15 protein-coding genes are annotated in these 15053 nt (G+C 68.2%); 12 read left to right on the forward strand and 3 right to left on the reverse strand.

Translation table 11 applies throughout. The annotated features are described in order from the left end of the window. Positions 1-16 precede the first annotated feature (16 nt). The 10 genes from ACIGJD_RS02105 to ACIGJD_RS02150 all read left to right on the forward strand — a co-directional run bounded on the left by ACIGJD_RS02105 (position 17) and on the right by ACIGJD_RS02150 (position 10913). Positions 17-553, forward strand: coding sequence for a D-glycero-alpha-D-manno-heptose-1,7-bisphosphate 7-phosphatase (locus tag ACIGJD_RS02105; protein WP_483688091.1), 537 nt, complete (start codon positions 17-19; stop codon positions 551-553). Continuing rightward, entirely contained in the window at positions 553-1641 is a 1089-nt protein-coding gene (locus tag ACIGJD_RS02110) for a glycosyltransferase family 9 protein (RefSeq protein ID WP_483688092.1), read from the forward strand. Before ACIGJD_RS02105 ends, ACIGJD_RS02110 begins: the two co-directional genes overlap by 1 nt. Further along, complete coding sequence (locus tag ACIGJD_RS02115; RefSeq protein WP_483688093.1) at positions 1638-2672, forward strand: glycosyltransferase; 1035 nt, start codon at positions 1638-1640, stop codon at positions 2670-2672. Before ACIGJD_RS02110 ends, ACIGJD_RS02115 begins: the two co-directional genes overlap by 4 nt. Continuing rightward, positions 2669-3946 (forward strand): glycosyltransferase, encoded by a 1278-nt coding sequence (locus ACIGJD_RS02120; protein ID WP_483688094.1) that lies wholly within the window; start codon positions 2669-2671, stop codon positions 3944-3946. The genes ACIGJD_RS02115 and ACIGJD_RS02120 overlap by 4 nt, the downstream gene beginning before the upstream one ends. A gap of 56 nt (positions 3947-4002) precedes the next feature. Continuing rightward, on the forward strand, positions 4003-4668 hold the full coding sequence (locus ACIGJD_RS02125; RefSeq protein ID WP_236821965.1) for a D-sedoheptulose-7-phosphate isomerase: 666 nt from the start codon (positions 4003-4005) through the stop codon (positions 4666-4668). Beyond that, a complete protein-coding gene (locus tag ACIGJD_RS02130; protein WP_483688095.1) occupies positions 4665-6071 on the forward strand; it encodes a PfkB family carbohydrate kinase in 1407 nt (468 codons plus the stop codon). The genes ACIGJD_RS02125 and ACIGJD_RS02130 overlap by 4 nt, the downstream gene beginning before the upstream one ends. A gap of 43 nt (positions 6072-6114) precedes the next feature. Then, on the forward strand, positions 6115-6831 hold the full coding sequence (locus ACIGJD_RS02135) for an SDR family oxidoreductase (RefSeq protein WP_483688096.1): 717 nt from the start codon (positions 6115-6117) through the stop codon (positions 6829-6831). Positions 6832-6934: 103 nt separating this feature from the next. Next, complete coding sequence (locus ACIGJD_RS02140; protein WP_483688097.1) at positions 6935-8386, forward strand: aldehyde dehydrogenase family protein; 1452 nt, start codon at positions 6935-6937, stop codon at positions 8384-8386. Continuing rightward, positions 8383-9918 carry a D-glycero-beta-D-manno-heptose 1-phosphate adenylyltransferase gene (gene rfaE2, locus ACIGJD_RS02145; RefSeq protein ID WP_483688098.1) on the forward strand — a complete coding sequence of 512 codons (1536 nt, stop codon included), beginning with the start codon at positions 8383-8385 and terminating at the stop codon, positions 9916-9918. The genes ACIGJD_RS02140 and rfaE2 overlap by 4 nt, the downstream gene beginning before the upstream one ends. 32 nt (positions 9919-9950) lie before the next feature. Then, positions 9951-10913 (forward strand): spermidine synthase, encoded by a 963-nt coding sequence (locus tag ACIGJD_RS02150; RefSeq protein WP_483688099.1) that lies wholly within the window; start codon positions 9951-9953, stop codon positions 10911-10913. A gap of 46 nt (positions 10914-10959) precedes the next feature. Here ACIGJD_RS02150 and ACIGJD_RS02155 read toward each other — a convergent pair whose 3' ends face one another. Next, positions 10960-11877, reverse strand: a complete 918-nt coding sequence (locus ACIGJD_RS02155; RefSeq protein WP_236821143.1) for a LysR family transcriptional regulator — start codon at positions 11875-11877, stop codon at positions 10960-10962. Between the two features lie 127 nt (positions 11878-12004). Between ACIGJD_RS02155 and ACIGJD_RS02160 the strand changes: the two genes are divergently transcribed. Both ACIGJD_RS02160 and ACIGJD_RS02165 read left to right on the forward strand, forming a co-directional pair. Next, entirely contained in the window at positions 12005-13381 is a 1377-nt protein-coding gene (locus ACIGJD_RS02160; RefSeq protein ID WP_236821144.1) for an MFS transporter, read from the forward strand. 61 nt (positions 13382-13442) lie between these two features. Continuing rightward, complete coding sequence (locus tag ACIGJD_RS02165) at positions 13443-14192, forward strand: 3-hydroxybutyrate dehydrogenase (protein ID WP_236821145.1); 750 nt, start codon at positions 13443-13445, stop codon at positions 14190-14192. A gap of 18 nt (positions 14193-14210) precedes the next feature. Here ACIGJD_RS02165 and ACIGJD_RS02170 read toward each other — a convergent pair whose 3' ends face one another. Together ACIGJD_RS02170 and ACIGJD_RS02175 are read right to left on the reverse strand one after the other, a co-directional pair. Continuing rightward, positions 14211-14474, reverse strand: coding sequence for a hypothetical protein (locus ACIGJD_RS02170; protein ID WP_483688100.1), 264 nt, complete (start codon positions 14472-14474; stop codon positions 14211-14213). 166 nt (positions 14475-14640) lie between these two features. Next, a complete protein-coding gene (locus ACIGJD_RS02175) occupies positions 14641-15015 on the reverse strand; it encodes a winged helix-turn-helix transcriptional regulator (protein WP_236800826.1) in 375 nt (124 codons plus the stop codon). Between the last annotated feature and the right edge of the window lie 38 nt (positions 15016-15053).

Consider the following 15053-nt stretch of genomic DNA (forward strand, 5'->3'; position numbering starts at 1 on the left):
AGGGAACAGGTTGGTTATGGGAAGCTCTGAAACCTCCAAGCTCCGGGCTGTCCTGTTCGACCGGGACGGGACCCTGGTGGTCGATGTGCCCTACAACGGGGACCCCGGCAAAGTACGGCCCATGGCCGGCGCCAAGGCCGTGCTGGACAGCCTGCGGGCAGACGGCATCGCCACCGGCGTGATCAGCAACCAGTCGGGCATTGCCCGCGGCCTGATCACGGCAGAGGACGTGTCAAAAGTCAATGCCCGCGTGGAAGAACTCCTGGGACCGTTCGACGTGTGGGAGGTCTGCCCGCATGCGGAACAGGACGGCTGCGACTGCCGCAAACCTGCCCCCGGGATGGTGCACAGCGCCTGCCGCAAACTTGGGATCCCCGAATCCGAAGCCGCGCTGATCGGGGACATCGGCGCGGACGTGGGCGCTGCCGAAGCGGCCGGTGCCACCGGAGTGCTGGTTCCCACCCCCGTGACGCGTGCCGAAGAGGTGGCCGCTGCGCGGTTGGTCGCCCCGGATCTTGCGTCCGCCGTCGGACTCCTGCAGGGGACTGCCTGATGGGGCGGGTCCTGGTGGCCCGGCTGGACAGCATGGGCGATGTCCTGCTGGCCGGCCCCGCCGTCCGGGCAGTGGCCAACGGGCGGGCACAGTACGGCGGCAGCACCAACCACGTGGTGATGCTGTGCGGCCGGCAGGGTGAAGCTGCTGCCGCGATGCTGCCGGGGGTGGCAGAGGTGTACAGCTGGGACAGCCCCTGGATCATGAATCCGGCGCCCCGGATGACCGGTCCGCATGCCGACCGGCTGATCGAATTCGTCCGCAATTCCCGGATCACCGAAGCCGTCATCCTTACGTCCTTCCACCAGTCGCCGCTGCCGCTGGCGCTGCTGCTGCGGCTCGCCGGCGTAGAGCGCATTACGGGGGCCTCAACGGACTATGCAGGCTCCCTGCTGGACGTTCGACTCAAGCCCGGCGAGGACTTCCCCGAAGACCAGCCGGAGGCGGAACGGGCGCTTGGCATTGCCGAGGCCGCAGGTTTCCGGCTTCCGGCCGGGGACGACGGGAAACTCCATGTCGGCTCCATCCCCGACGTAACCGGCCTGGTAGGCGACGAACCCTACGTTGTGGTCCATCCCGGAGCGGCCGTCCCCGCAAGGGCGTGGCCGCCGCTGCACCATGCCGCCGCCGTCGAACTCCTCCAGGGTGCCGGGTACCGCGTGGTGGTCACCGGCGGGCCGGCGGAAAAGTCGCTGACCGCCACGGTGGCCGGCCCCTCCGCCCTGGACCTGGGCGGACGTACTGATCTTTCCACCATGGCGGGCGTCATGGCCGGCGCCGATGCCGTGGTCAGCGGTAACACAGGGCCGGCCCACCTGGCCGCCGCGGTGGGCACACCCGTCGCGTGCCTGTTTTCCCCCGTGGTCCCGGCCATCCGCTGGGCGCCGTACGGCGTGCCCCTGGAACTCCTCGGGGACCAAAACGCCCCCTGCCGCATGTCCCGCGCCCGGGTTTGCCCGGTCCCCGGCCACCCCTGCCTCGACTCCGTTTCGCCCGAAGAAGTGGTGGCGGCGGTGGAACGCCTGATCAGCGGAGTGAGTTCCTTCAGCACCCACGTCAGTACCCGTAGAAAGGCCCGCCACAGATGAGAATCCTGCTCTGGCATGTCCACGGTTCCTGGACGGACGCGTTTGTCCGCGGCCGTCATGAGTACCTGCTCCCCGTCCTGCCCGGGGGTGGGGCCTGGGGGCTGGGCCGCGCCGGCAGGGACTGGCCGGAATCCGTGCGGGAGGTGGACCTGGCGACGCTCGACGCCGACTCCGTGGACGCCGTCGTCCTCCAACGGGCCGAAGAGATCGACGAAGTGGTCCGTACTTTGGGACGCATGCCCGGCGTCGACCTTCCCGCCGTGTTCGTGGAGCACAACACGCCCAAAGGCAACTTCCCGAACATCAGCCACCCGCTCGCTGACCAAAGAAGCATCCCCGTTGTGCACGTCACCCATTTCAACCGGCTGGCCTGGGACAACGGCTCCGCTCCCACCACAGTGATCGAGCACGGCATCCCTGACCCGGGACAGCTCTACACCGGCGAGCTGCCGGAACTGGGCGTCGTGATCAACGAGCCCGTCCGCCGGGGCCGCGTCACTGGAACGGACCTGCTGTCCGGCTTCGCCTCAGTGGCGCCGCTGCAGGTGTTCGGCATGAAAACGGACGGCCTCGCCGAAGCCACCGGAATCGAAGCTTCACGGCTGACGGCCCGGGGCGACCTGAAAACCCGTGACCTGCACCGGGAACTCGCCCGCTGCCGGGTCTACATCCACCCGATGCGCTGGACCTCGCTGGGCCTGTCCCTCCTGGAAGCCATGCATCTGGGCATGCCGGTGGTGGTGCTCGCGGCCACGGAGGCCCCCAGGGCGGTACCCCAGGAAGCCGGCATCGTTTCCGCGGACGTCGACGAGCTGCTCCGCTGCGCGGCGCGGCTGATCGCCAACCCGGATGAGGCCCGACGGCGGGGAGTCGCCGCCCGTGAGGCGGCGCTGGAGCGTTACGGCCTGGGCAGGTTCCAGGACCGCTGGGACGAGCTCCTGGCGGACCTGCGGAGCCGGCCCCGGCACTCCGACAACGAACGTCCGGACGAGCGGATCCTCGTTCCGGCGCGGGAGAGGAAGACCCCATGAAGATCGCCATGATTTCCGAGCACGCCAGTCCGCTGGCGGCACTGGGCGGGGTGGATGCCGGCGGGCAAAACGTGCACGTCGCCGCGCTGTCGGAAGCCCTTGCCAACCGGGGACACCATGTCACCGTCTATACCCGCAGGGACGCAACGGAGCTCCCCGAACGGGTCCGCGTGGGACGCCGCCTGGAGGTGGTCCACGTCGACGCCGGTCCTGCCCGCCATGTGCCCAAGGACGAGCTGCTGCCCTATATGGGTGAACTCGCCGACGGCGTGGCCAGCGACTGGGGCCAGCGACCGCCGGACGTGGTGCACGGACACTTCTGGATGTCCGGCCTCGCCGCCCTGGACGCCGCCAGGCGGCCCGAAACCGGGTACCGCGTGCCCATGCTGCAGACTTTCCACGCGCTGGGAACCGTGAAGCGCAGGCACCAGGGAGCGGAGGACACCAGCCCGGAGGCACGCCGCTGGCTGGAACCGGGCGTCGGACGTTCGGCGGACCGGATCATCGCCACCTGTTCGGACGAGGTCTTCGAGCTCAAGGCCATGGGCATCGCAACTGGCAAGATTTCCATCGCCCCCTGCGGTGTGGACCTTGCCTTCTTCTCGCCGAAGGGGCCGGTGGCCGAGCGGAAGCGCCGCTACCGGATCCTGTCGGTGGGGCGGCTGGTGCCGCGCAAGGGCGTGGACTTGGTCATCCGCGCGCTCCCGTACCTCAAGGCTGCGGGATTCGAGGACGTCGAACTCCTGATCGTGGGCGGTGGCGGGGACTCGAACAGCATGCACACCGACCCGGAAATCCGCCGCCTTCTGGACCTGGCCGCCGAGCTCGGCGTGTCCGAACAGGTGACGCTGCAGGGCCAGGTCTCGCGGACCGAAATGCCCGGCATCTTCCGCAGCGCCGACGCCGTGGTCTGCGCTCCCTGGTACGAGCCCTTCGGCATCGTGCCGCTTGAGGCCATGGCCTGCGGTGTTCCCGTGGTGGCCGCCGTGGTGGGTGGGCTCCGGGACACGGTGGTGGACCACGCCACCGGCCTGCACGTGCCGCCCAAGGACCCTGAGGCCATTGCGTCGGCCCTGTCGCTGCTGCTGGAAAATCCAACCCTCAGGGCCAAGCTCGGCCAGGCTGGCGAGCGCCGGGCCCGCACCCGCTACTCCTGGGACCGGGTGGCAGCGGAAACCGAAAAGGCCTACCAGTTGGCCGTGGCCGGCGTCCAGAAAAGCGCCCAGGCGGGCGCTCCGGCCGGGATCGTACCGATGGAAGGAGCCGCACTGTGACTGCCGAATCATCCCTGCGTGAATCAAGCCTGCGCGAAGCAGACCTCCGCACACTGATGGTGCCGCCGGCGCTGCCTGCGGTGCTTCCGGGAGCCACGTTCGTGGACCCCGCCAGTGCGGACGCCGTCCGCACCCACCTGGACAACGTGCTTCCGGCGCTGGAATCGCTGCGCAGCCAGTCCGGCCGGCTTGCCGCCTGGGGTGTGGAGCTGGCCCAGCGCCTGCTTCGCGGGCATCGGCTCCTGGCGGCAGGAAACGGCGGCTCGGCCGCGGAGGCGCAGCACCTGACCGCCGAATTGGTGGGGCGGTTCGACTCCGAGCGGGTGCCCTTCTCCGCAATTTCCCTGCATGCCGAGTCGTCCGCCGTCACCGCGATCGCCAACGACTACGGGTACGACGACGTCTTTGCCCGGCAGGTGCGGGCGCACGGCCGCTCGGGCGACGTGCTGATGCTGCTGTCCACCAGCGGCAAGAGCCCCAACCTGCTGCGGGCTGCGGAAGCTGCCTCCCGCCTCAACGTGACCACCTGGGCGCTTACCGGCTCCGGACCCAACCCCTTGTCCGAGGCCTGCGACGAGGCGGTCATGGTTGACGCCTTGAACGCCAATGCCCAGGAAGGGCACCTGATCGCGCTGCACGCCGTGTGCCGCGCCTTCGACCTTGAGGTGGCCCGGCACACTCCCTCCCTGACCACCGCGGTGGCAAACGGTGGCCTGCGATGAGGATCGTTGTGGTGGGCGACGTGATGCTCGACGTCGACCTTTCCGGTGAGGCAACCCGGCTCAGCCCTGATGCCCCCGTCCCCGTGGTGGACGTCTCGGGCGTCCGCCGCCGTGCCGGCGGTGCGGGCCTGGTGGCGCGCATGCTGGCGCAGGACGGCTGGCCAGTCACCCTGGTGACGGTCCTGGGGAATGACGACGCCGGCAGCCAGCTGCGTGCACAGCTCGCCGGGGTGCGGCTCGTGGCGGGGAACAGCGGCCACCCTTCGCCGGTCAAGACCCGGGTGCGGGCAGGTTCCCATCCGGTGGTCCGTTTTGACCAGGGCTGTGAGAAGACCCCGGTCCCCGACGTCAGCCCCGCCATGCTCCGTGCCGTAGAGAAAGCCGGCGTGGTCATCGTTGCCGATTACGGCAGGGGCCTGGCGGCCAACCCGCAGCTGCGGGACCTGCTCGCACGGCTCGCCGGCACCGTGCCCATCATCTGGGATCCGCACCCCTCCGGGCCCGAACCCGTGCCGGGCGTCGCCGTCGTGACTCCGAACATTTCCGAAGCCACCAAGGCCGTGCAGTCCGGAGCCGGCGGCCTGCCCGACTCCGATGACCCCGCGGCAGCCGTAGCGGAGGTCCTGCTGGAGCGTTGGCGCAGCCAGGCCGTCCTGGTGACGAAGGGTGAGGAGGGGGCCGTCCTGCTGCAGCAGGGAGAGGCCGCTTCCCATGCCGTTCCTGCGCCGCGGGTGGAAGCGGGCGACCCGTGCGGCGCCGGCGACCGGTTGGCGGCCAGCCTTGCAGTGCACCTCCTGGCCGGACGCGACCTGCCGGAAGCGGCCGCGCTGGCAGTCCATGACGCCGCGGATTTCCTGGCGGCAGGGGGAGTCTCGGCATTGCCGGAGACCGATGAACCCGATGCTGCCGCCGGTAGTCCCAGGCCCACGCCGGCCCCGGCCCGGCGAACCACCGAGCCGCTGCTGCTTGCCCGCTCGGTGCGCGAAAGCGGCGGAAAGGTGGTGGCTACGGGTGGTTGCTTCGACCTGATCCACGCGGGCCACATCCGGTCCCTCGCAGCAGCCCGGGAGCTGGGGGACTGCCTCATAGTCTGCCTGAACTCCGATGACTCGGTGCGGCGGCTCAAGGGCCCGGAGCGCCCCATCATTGGCCAGCACGACAGGGCGGAACTGCTTCTGGCCATGGAGTGCGTGGACGCCGTGATGGTCTTCGACGAGGACACCCCCGAGGCCGCGCTGGACCGGCTCCGCCCCGATATCTGGGTCAAGGGCGGCGACTACAAAGGCGCCCGCCTCCCCGAGGCGGACCTGGTGGAAAGCTGGGGCGGCCGCTGCCTTACCGTCCCCTTCCACCCCGCCCGCTCCACGACAGGCTTGGCGGACGCACTCGCCAAGGTCAGCTGATCCGCTACTTCGCAAACTTGTTTTCCCCATTGAAAGGAACACCATGACTGCAGAACCAACTGCAACTGCCTCCACCACGCCCGGCCGCGTCCTGGTAACGGGAGGTGCCTCCGGACTGGGGGCCGCCGTCGTCGACGCTGTCCTCCGTTCAGGAGGCACCCCGGTTGTCCTGGACCGCGACATCAGCAGCGTCTCCGGCGTGAAGGCGTTCGAAGTGGATGTGGCGGACCGCGCCGCCGTGGAGCACGCTGTCAGGGAAGCCGCCGAGACCTTGGGCGGCCTGGACGCGGTGGTCACCGCTGCCGGGATTGACCGCTGCGGCAAGCTGGCCGACGTCGAAGCCACCGAATGGGAAAAGGTCATCGGGGTCAACCTGATGGGCACCGTTTCCACCGTGCGCGCGGCGCTGCCCTACCTTAAGGAAACCCACGGCCGGGTAGTCACCGTCGCCTCAACCCTGGGCAAGCGCGCCGTGGCCGATGCCACCGCCTACTGCGCCTCCAAGTTCGGCGTTGTGGGCTTCAGCCACGCGCTCGCTGCGGAAACCGGTGGCGAAATCGGCGTGACCACCATGATCCCCGGCGGCATGAAGACGCGCTTCTTCGATGACCGGACGGAGCAGTACAAGCCGCAGGACGATTCCCGGCTCAACGACCCCGCCAACACTGCGCAGGCCATCCTGTTCGCCCTCAACCAGCCAACGGGCTGCGAGGTCCGCGAAATGCTGATCTGCCACGAGGAAGAAGGCTCCTGGCCCTAAGCCGGAACCGGCCGAACCACTGCCGTGGCCGCACGCACCTGGTGCGGCCACAGCAGGACCACCAGCAGCAACTCATCCAGCACCGAAAGGCGGGAGGAACACCATGCCCACCACAGCCATCGAAACAACCGCAGGCAATGAAACAGCCCAGGGCGCCGGCGTCACCATCCAGGACCCGCGAACCGGGGAGGTGCTTTGGACAGTTCCCGAAGCGGAACCGGACGCAGTGAACGATGCCGTGAGCGTGGCCCGCAGGGCTGCTTCCGGCTGGGCAGCAACAGCTCCCGCCGAACGCGGTGCAGCCCTCCGTGCCGCCGCCAAGGCGCTCGAAGCAGCTGCACAGGAACTCGCGGGCCTGAACGCCAGCGAAACCGGACGGCCGGAAGCCGAGGCATTGGCAGGCATCGCCGCCGGTGTCTCCACCCTGGAGCAGTATGCCGAACTGGGCCCGGTCCAGCGCGGCCACAGCCTCCGCGGCAGCCGGTCAGCCACCGACTACACCATCGCTGAACCGCGCGGGGTGGCAGTCCTGCTGACCCCGTGGAACGACCCCGTAGCCGTAGCCTGCGGACTCATCGGCGCCGCGCTGGTCACAGGCAACGCGGTGATCCACAAACCCAGTGAGCGCTGCCCGCGCCTGGGCGAGGCGCTGGGCGAGGTCCTGGCCCCGGCCTTCCCCTCCGGTGTCTTCCTGACCATTTCCGGCGGGGCCGGAGTAGGTGCCGCCCTGTCCCAGGCGGAGGTGGACGTCATTGCCCATGTTGGATCCAGCGCATCCGGTGCCCGGATAGCCCAGGCAGGAGCCCTCACGGGCGCCCATGTCATCAGGGAAAACGGCGGCAATGACCCGTTGCTGGTGGACCGTGACGTCGACCCGGCCTGGGCGGCGGAGCAGGCCGCGATCGGTGCGTTCGCCAACAGCGGGCAGATCTGTACTTCGGTGGAACGGATCTATGTCCACCGCGATATCGCCAAGGAGTTCTGCAACGCCCTGGAGGCAGAGGCGGCGCTCCGGAACAACAATGGCACCGTGGCGCCGCTTGTGGACCTGCGGATGCGGGACGCCGTCCACGCCCACGTTGCCGATGCCCTGGCGCAGGGCGCGCGCGCCGTCGAGGGCGGCAGCGTGCCGGACGGGCCCGGTTCCTTTTACCCCGCTACGGTCCTGCTGGACTGCACCGATGATATGCAGGTCATGGCCGAAGAGACGTTCGGTCCGGTGGCGCCGGTGCAGGTGGTGGACACGTTCGACGACGGCCTGCGCCTGGCCTGCAGCGGCAGGTACGGCCTGGCCGCCACCGTCCTGAGCGGCAACATCGCACACATCCAGCAGGCAGTGGCCGCGCTGCCCGTGGGAACCGTGAAGGTCAACGCAGTGTTTGGCGGCGCACCCGGAGGTGCTGCCCAGCCACGCGGAGAGAGCGGTGCCGGGTTCGGCTACGGGCCCGAGCTGCTGGACGAGTTCACCCAGGTCAAGGTGGTGCACATCGAAGCTCCGCCGGCACCGGCAGGTTCCGGAGCCGGTTCCGTCCCCGAGGAACAGGACCTGCCATGAGTGCGTCCCCGGAACATGCCGATCTCTCCACCCAGCGGGCACTGTCCGACTGGCTGCCCGGCCGGCTGGCCGCGGAGCAGCCTTCGATCCTGGTAATCGGTGACGTCATGCTGGACGGCTGGTGGAGCGGCAACATTGAACGGCTGTGCCGGGAAGCCCCGGCGCCGGTGGTGGACATCCAGACCCGTGAATCGGTTCCGGGCGGGGCGGCCAACACCGCCATGAACTTGGCTGCCTTGGGCGCGAAGGTGTCGGTGGCCGGCATCATCGGCGCCGACGACGCCGGTGAGGACCTGCGCGGGCAGCTTGCCGCCGCAGGCATCGATGTCCAGCACCTGCACACGCACCCGGACATGGTCACCACCACCAAGATCCGGATCAGCAGCGGGGGCCAGGTGATGCTGCGCCTCGACGACTCGGCCAAAACTGTCCCTGCCGACGCCCTCGCCGCGCTCACCGCGTCGGTGGGTGCCGCCGTCGAACGCCGGGATGCTGTCCTGGTGTGCGACTACGGAACCGGCGTGGTGGCGGACCCCGTCCGCACAGCTCTTGCCGAGGTCCTTGGCAGCGGCACTGCCGGAACCGACCGTCCGCTCGTGGTGGTTGACGCGCATGACCCCCGCCCGTGGGCCGCCCTGCAGCCCGACCTGGTGACCCCGAATGCGCAGGAGGCCGCGCAGCTGCTGGACCGGAAACTGCCGGAAGGCCAGGAACGGGTGGACGCGGTGGGTGCCGAGGCTGCAACGTTGCTCCAGGGAACCGGCGCGCGCGCCGTGGTGGTCACGCTGGACCGGGACGGCACCGTGCTGTTGACGTCCGACGGCGTGCGGCACCGCACGTGGGCACGGCCGGCAGCCGAGAAACAGGCATCCGGGGCGGGCGATACCTTTGTGGCGGCCCTGACCTTGGCCCGCGCAGCCGGGCTGCCGCTGACCGCCAGCCTGGACCTCGCCCAGTCGGCTGCCGACGTGGTGGTGCACCAGCCCGGCACCTCCGTGTGCAGCACCGCCCAGCTCAGCCGGTATCTGGAGGCTTTCGCGGACACGGCGCTAAGCGCGGATGAGCTGGAGCGGCAGATGGAGCTGCACCGGGCCCAGGGCCAGCGGATCGTGTTGACCAACGGCTGCTTCGACGTGCTGCACAGCGGTCACACCCGCTACCTGAACCAGGCCAAACAGCTGGGTGACGTCCTGGTGGTGGCCCTGAACAGCGACGACTCCGTGCGCCGGCTCAAGGGTGCCGGCCGGCCCATCAACAACGGGGTGGACCGGGCAGCGGTGGTGGCGGCCCTCAGCTGCGTGGACTACGTGACGGTGTTCGACACCCCTACGGCCACGCCGCTGATCCGCAGGCTCCGGCCTGAGGTGTACGCCAAGGGCGGGGACTACACCCCCGAAATGCTGGAAGAGACACCGGCCGTGGAGGAGTATGGCGGCCGGGTGGCCATCCTGGACTATGTGGCAGAGCGGTCCACCACGGCCGTGGTGAACCGGATCCGGGACGGCAAGGGGGCAGCCAGCCCGGTCAACTAGGGTTGAGGCATGACTGAAGCGGGGCACGGGTAATGGGCAAACGCGGAAAGTCAGGCGGCCGGGGCCGGCCCGCACCGGGAGTGGTGGAGGTGCCCAAGGGTGCTGCCCCCACTGGTCCGGTGGAGGGTGTCTATTACATCGATACCGGTGACTGCGAGCTGGTGGCGGACCAGGACAATTCCACCGGTTGGCTCCTGAAGATCAACGGCGTCATGAGCTCGCACATCGACCTGGCTGATCCGCTGTTCCTGGACTTCGAGTACATGCGGTGGATGGCGGCGCTCATCGAGTCCCGGTGGCCGCCGTCGTCCGCTGCCGGTTCCCCTGCCGGGGGCGGCCACAAACTCCGTGGGCTGCATCTGGGCGGTGGCGCCTGCTCCATGGCGCGCTACTTCTCCGCTGCCTACCCGGACGCCCGGCAGGTGGTGGTGGAACTGGACGGGAAGCTGGCGGAGTACGTGCGCGGGTGGTTCGACCTTCCCAAGGCGCCTTTGCTGCGGATCCGCGTGGGGGAGGCCCGCGCCGTGACCGAAACCCTCACCGCCCAGACCCGTGACTTCATCATCCGGGACGTCTTTGCCGGCGCCCATACCCCGCGCCCGCTGACCACGGCGGAGTTCACCGCCCACGCCAAGCGGGTCCTGGCGCCGGGCGGCCTGTACGTGGCCAACTCCGGCGATGCCCCGGACCTCAGGAACGCACGGGAGGATGCCGCCACCATCGCGGCCGCGTTCAAGCACACGGTGATCATCGCCGACCCCGCCATGCTCAAGGGCAGGCGCTACGGGAACATGGTGATGGCCGGCAGCGACGTGCCCTTCGGCGACGACCCCCAGCTGCGCCGCCGGCTCCTGGGCGGTGCCGTCCCCGCGCACCTTTGGGACGACGCCCAGGTGCGGGCGTTCGCGGCCGGCACGCCGGTCCGCCACGACCCCGTCCCGCCCCCATCGATTGATCCCCACCGGCCCCCTGACCTCACAAGTTCGGCCAGGTAACCCTGCCGGCGTGGGCCCTTTTTAATTTCAGCGTCCAAAACGGCAGTTACCCAGCAGTCGATGAGGATTCCTGCTTCCCCAGGAGCGCTTCGCGGTGCTCCGCCATCCGGTCCTGGAGCGCCTGTACGACGGCAGCCACGGCAGGACGGCGCAGCGAGTCCGGGCGCAGGACCATCCAGTAGGGGAGCAGTTCGCCGATCTTGTCGGGCAGCAGCCGGACCAGGTCATCGTGGAGGTCTGCCATGAAGCACGGCAGGAATCCCACGCCGGCGCCGGCCCGGGTGGCTTCCACATGGACGAACACATTGGTGGAGGTAAGGCCATCGCGCATGGCCGGGACCAGCCGGCGAGGTGCGTCGAGGTCGTCCACCTGCAGCATCGAGTCCACGAAGTACACCAGTGGGTGCTGGTTGAGTTCGGCCACGGTGGCCGGCATCCCATGCTCCTCGAGGTAGGTGCGGGAGGCGTACATGCCCAGCCGGTAGTCGCCCAGCCGGATGGCCTCGGCCCGGTGCACCTGGGGTACGCCCACCACCACCTCGATGTCCAGCCCCGACCGCTGTTGCAGGGCCCGGCGGGTCATGGTGACCACTTCCACGCTGAGGCCGGGGTGGTCCCGGCGCAGCCGTGCCACGGCCGGGGCGGCAATATAGGCGCTGAAGCCATCCGTCGCGGTCATTCGTACGACGCCGGCAATCGCGTCGGGTGCCTGGCCCGTCGGTCCCAGCGTGCCCAGCACCGCCTCCACCTGTTCCGCCGCCCGCACCGCCTGTTCGCCAAGCTCCGTCAATTCCCAGCCTCCGGCGGCCCGGGACAGGACCCTGCCGCCGAGCGCCTTTTCCAACGCGGCTACCCTGCGCGAGACCGTGGTGTGGTTCAGGCCCAAAGCCTGTGCCGCCGTCGTAAATTTTGCCGAGCGTGACACCGCAAGCAGGACCAGCAGGTCATCGGGATTCGCGTTCATATCTGCAATTGTGCACACACTTAGTGCTCTTTTAGCCATTGAAGTGCCTTCTTTGTGCAGCAATACTCATCTGAGTCACTTGTGCTGGAGATCACAGCGCGTGTCAATGTGGACACTGAGGAGAACCATGAGCATTGAGCAAGGCCGGGCAATCGACGCCGGGCATGCACCCAAGGAATCGGGACTGAAGAGGGTTGTTGCCGCATCAATGGTGGGCACGGTGGTGGAATGGTACGAGTTCTTCCTGTACGCCACTGCCGCCACCCTGGTATTCGGCAAGTACTTCTTTCCCGCCACGGGGAATGACCTGGACGGAATCATCCAGGCCTTCCTGACCTATGCCGTGGGCTTCATCGCCCGCCCGCTGGGCGGCATCGTGTTCGGCCAGATTGGCGACAAGCTGGGCCGCAAGCCCACCCTGCAGCTGACCATCGTCATCATCGGCGTGTCCACGTTCCTGATGGGCTGCCTCCCCGGTTTCGCCGACATCGGATACCTGGCTCCGGCGCTGCTGGTGGCCCTGCGCTTTATCCAGGGCTTCGCGCTGGGCGGCGAATGGGGCGGAGCAGTCCTCCTCGTGGCCGAACAGAGCCCGAACAAGACCCGCGCCTTCTGGTCCAGCTGGCCGCAGGCCGCCGTCCCGGTGGGCAACCTGCTGGCCACCCTGGTGCTCTATATCATGTCCACCACTCTCAGCAGCGAGGCCTTCCTCGGCTGGGGCTGGCGCGTGGCCTTCTGGCTCTCCGCCGTAATCGTCTTCGTGGGCTACTACATCCGCACCAACGTCAGCGAGTCGCGCATCTTCCTCGAGGCCAAGGAGTTGGTCGAAAAGGAACAGGCCGTCAGCTACGGCGTGTTCGAAGTGCTCCGTAAGTACCCCAAGGGCATCTTCCAGGCCATGGGCCTGCGGTTCGCGGAAAACATCATGTACTACCTGGTGGTCAGCTTCTCGATTGTCTACCTCAAGAGCGTGCACAAGTACGACACCTCATCGCTGCTGCTGGCGCTGCTGATCGCGCACATCATCCACTTCGCCATCATTCCGCAGTACGGCCGCCTGGCGGACCGGATCGGCCGCAAGCCCGTCTACCTGGCCGGCGCCGTCCTCGGAGCCACCTGGCCGTTCTTCGCGTTCCCCATGTTCGATACCCGCAACGCCGTGGTGATCGTCCTGGCCGTGACCATCGGCCTCATCCTGCACGGCCTCATGTACGCCGGGCAGCCAGCCATCATGGCCGAAATGTTCCCCACCCGCATGCGGTACTCCGGTGCCTCCCTGGGCTCGCAGGTCACGTCCATCTTTGCCGGGTCATTGGCGCCGCTGCTGGCCACCCAGTGGCTCAAGGACACCGGGTCCTGGCTGCCCACCGCCATCTACCTGGTGGTCGCCTGCGTCATCACCGCAGTGGCCGTGCTGAGCCTGAAGGAGACCAAGGGTGTTGCGCTGGAGGACGTTGACAAGGAAGATGCTGCCCGCGAAGGGCTGCTGACCGCCGCACGCTGACTGAAACCCGCTCAACCGTGCGGGGCGTACGAATCGTGAGGGCATATAAAGGAGAACTGGAATGGACAACACGCTGAATGGACGCAAGGCCCTGGTCACCGGTGGTGCCAGTGGAATCGGTGCCGCCTGCGTGCGCGCACTCTCGGCGCGCGGCGCGAAAGTGGTGGTGGCCGACGTCGATGCCGCCGCTGCCGAGGCTCTCGCGGACGAGGTGGGCGGCAGCGCATGGGGCGTTGACCTGCTGGACACAGACGCACTGGCCACCCTGAGCCTGGACTGCGACATCCTGGTCAACAATGCCGGAATCCAGCGCATCAACCCCATCCAGGAGTTCGATCCCGCGGACTTCCGCCGGATCGTTACTTTGATGCTGGAGGCGCCGTTCCTGCTGATCCGGGCAGCCTTGCCGCATATGTATGCCAACAACTTCGGCCGCATCATCAATGTGTCTTCGGTGCACGGCATCCGTGCCTCCCCGTTCAAGAGCGCGTACGTCTCCGCCAAGCACGGCCTGGAGGGGCTGAGCAAGGTGACGGCGCTGGAGGGCGGCCCGCACGGAGTCACCTCCAACTGCATCAACCCCGGATATGTGCGCACACCGCTGGTGGAGAAACAATTGGCGGACCAGGCCCAGGTGCACGGCATCCCCGAATCCGAGGTGCTGTCCAAGGTGATGCTCACCGAATCCGCCATCAAGCGCCTGGTGGAACCGGAAGAGGTGGCCTCCCTGGTGGCGTGGCTGGCGTCGAACGACGCCGGCATGGTCACCGGCGCCAGCTACACGATGGACGGCGGCTGGTCCGCACGCTAGCGCAGGCCCCCTGGCACCCTAGTCCAGGGGCTTGACCATCCGGTGGTCGAAAAAGAAGACACCGTACGGCGTCTTGACTCCCACCGACCAGCGGTCCTGCCATACGACGACCCCTTCGCGCCTGCCGCTGAAGGGGTCGTCGCCTATCACCGTGTCCCCAACCCGGTAAGGGCAACGGGGTCCGAGGGCCGCCACCGTCCGGCCCCAGGCTGCCGCGAGGACAGTGCCGAGGCTGACGGGCTGTCCCATCTCCGAAAGATCCTGCGCATAGTCCTTGGCCACGTGACCAACTCCTTCAAGCGGCAGCCCGCCGCCTGCTAACGGTGCTGGTCGGCGGAACGCTCCCAGCAGAGGATGGTCCTCCCATTCCGGCCGCCACCGTACTCCTACGCTAGGTGCTATTCACACCAGTCACACCAGTAACAGGTACTCGCGTTTCGAAGACCCGCTACTTGCCCGCTCCGGTCCCGTTGACGATCTCCTCCGCGTTCTCGAATGCCCACGCCACAAGTGGTACCAGGAGCGCGCTCAACTCGTAGCCCCGCTCGGTGAGGCTGTAGTCCACCCTCGGCGGAATGACGGGCTGCGCGTTCCTGCTCACCAGGCCGTCACGCTCGAGTGTCTTCAACGTCTGTGCCAGCATCTTCTCGCTGATGCCCTCGGCCCGGCGTCGCAGATCGCTCCAGCGCTGTTCGCCCTCGGACAGCGCAAGCAGGATCAGGACACCCCATTTGCTGGTGATGTGGTCCAGCACCACACGGCTGGGGCACCCTGCCGGGAACACGCCGTCGTCAAACGCCAAGGGCAGGGGAGCTGCTTTCATACCGGTAGCTTACCTAAAGGTCAGTACCTTACTTAGAA

This window comes from Arthrobacter sp. E1SS-5, assembly GCF_057073715.1.

What these genes read in the sequence shown, in the direction of transcription:
- ACIGJD_RS02105 (WP_483688091.1), top strand. Translation starts at nt 17, where the DNA reads ATGGGAAGCTCTGAAACCTCCAAGCTCCGGGCTGTCCTGTTCGACCGG.
- ACIGJD_RS02110 (WP_483688092.1), top strand. Translation starts at nt 553, where the DNA reads ATGGGGCGGGTCCTGGTGGCCCGGCTGGACAGCATGGGCGATGTCCTG.
- ACIGJD_RS02115 (WP_483688093.1), top strand. Translation starts at nt 1,638, where the DNA reads ATGAGAATCCTGCTCTGGCATGTCCACGGTTCCTGGACGGACGCGTTT.
- ACIGJD_RS02120 (WP_483688094.1), top strand. Translation starts at nt 2,669, where the DNA reads ATGAAGATCGCCATGATTTCCGAGCACGCCAGTCCGCTGGCGGCACTG.
- ACIGJD_RS02125 (WP_236821965.1), top strand. Translation starts at nt 4,003, where the DNA reads ATGGTGCCGCCGGCGCTGCCTGCGGTGCTTCCGGGAGCCACGTTCGTG.
- ACIGJD_RS02130 (WP_483688095.1), top strand. Translation starts at nt 4,665, where the DNA reads ATGAGGATCGTTGTGGTGGGCGACGTGATGCTCGACGTCGACCTTTCC.
- ACIGJD_RS02135 (WP_483688096.1), top strand. Translation starts at nt 6,115, where the DNA reads ATGACTGCAGAACCAACTGCAACTGCCTCCACCACGCCCGGCCGCGTC.
- ACIGJD_RS02140 (WP_483688097.1), top strand. Translation starts at nt 6,935, where the DNA reads ATGCCCACCACAGCCATCGAAACAACCGCAGGCAATGAAACAGCCCAG.
- rfaE2 (WP_483688098.1), top strand. Translation starts at nt 8,383, where the DNA reads ATGAGTGCGTCCCCGGAACATGCCGATCTCTCCACCCAGCGGGCACTG.
- ACIGJD_RS02150 (WP_483688099.1), top strand. Translation starts at nt 9,951, where the DNA reads ATGGGCAAACGCGGAAAGTCAGGCGGCCGGGGCCGGCCCGCACCGGGA.
- ACIGJD_RS02155 (WP_236821143.1), bottom strand. Translation starts at nt 11,877, where the DNA reads ATGAACGCGAATCCCGATGACCTGCTGGTCCTGCTTGCGGTGTCACGC.
- ACIGJD_RS02160 (WP_236821144.1), top strand. Translation starts at nt 12,005, where the DNA reads ATGAGCATTGAGCAAGGCCGGGCAATCGACGCCGGGCATGCACCCAAG.
- ACIGJD_RS02165 (WP_236821145.1), top strand. Translation starts at nt 13,443, where the DNA reads ATGGACAACACGCTGAATGGACGCAAGGCCCTGGTCACCGGTGGTGCC.
- ACIGJD_RS02175 (WP_236800826.1), bottom strand. Translation starts at nt 15,015, where the DNA reads ATGAAAGCAGCTCCCCTGCCCTTGGCGTTTGACGACGGCGTGTTCCCG.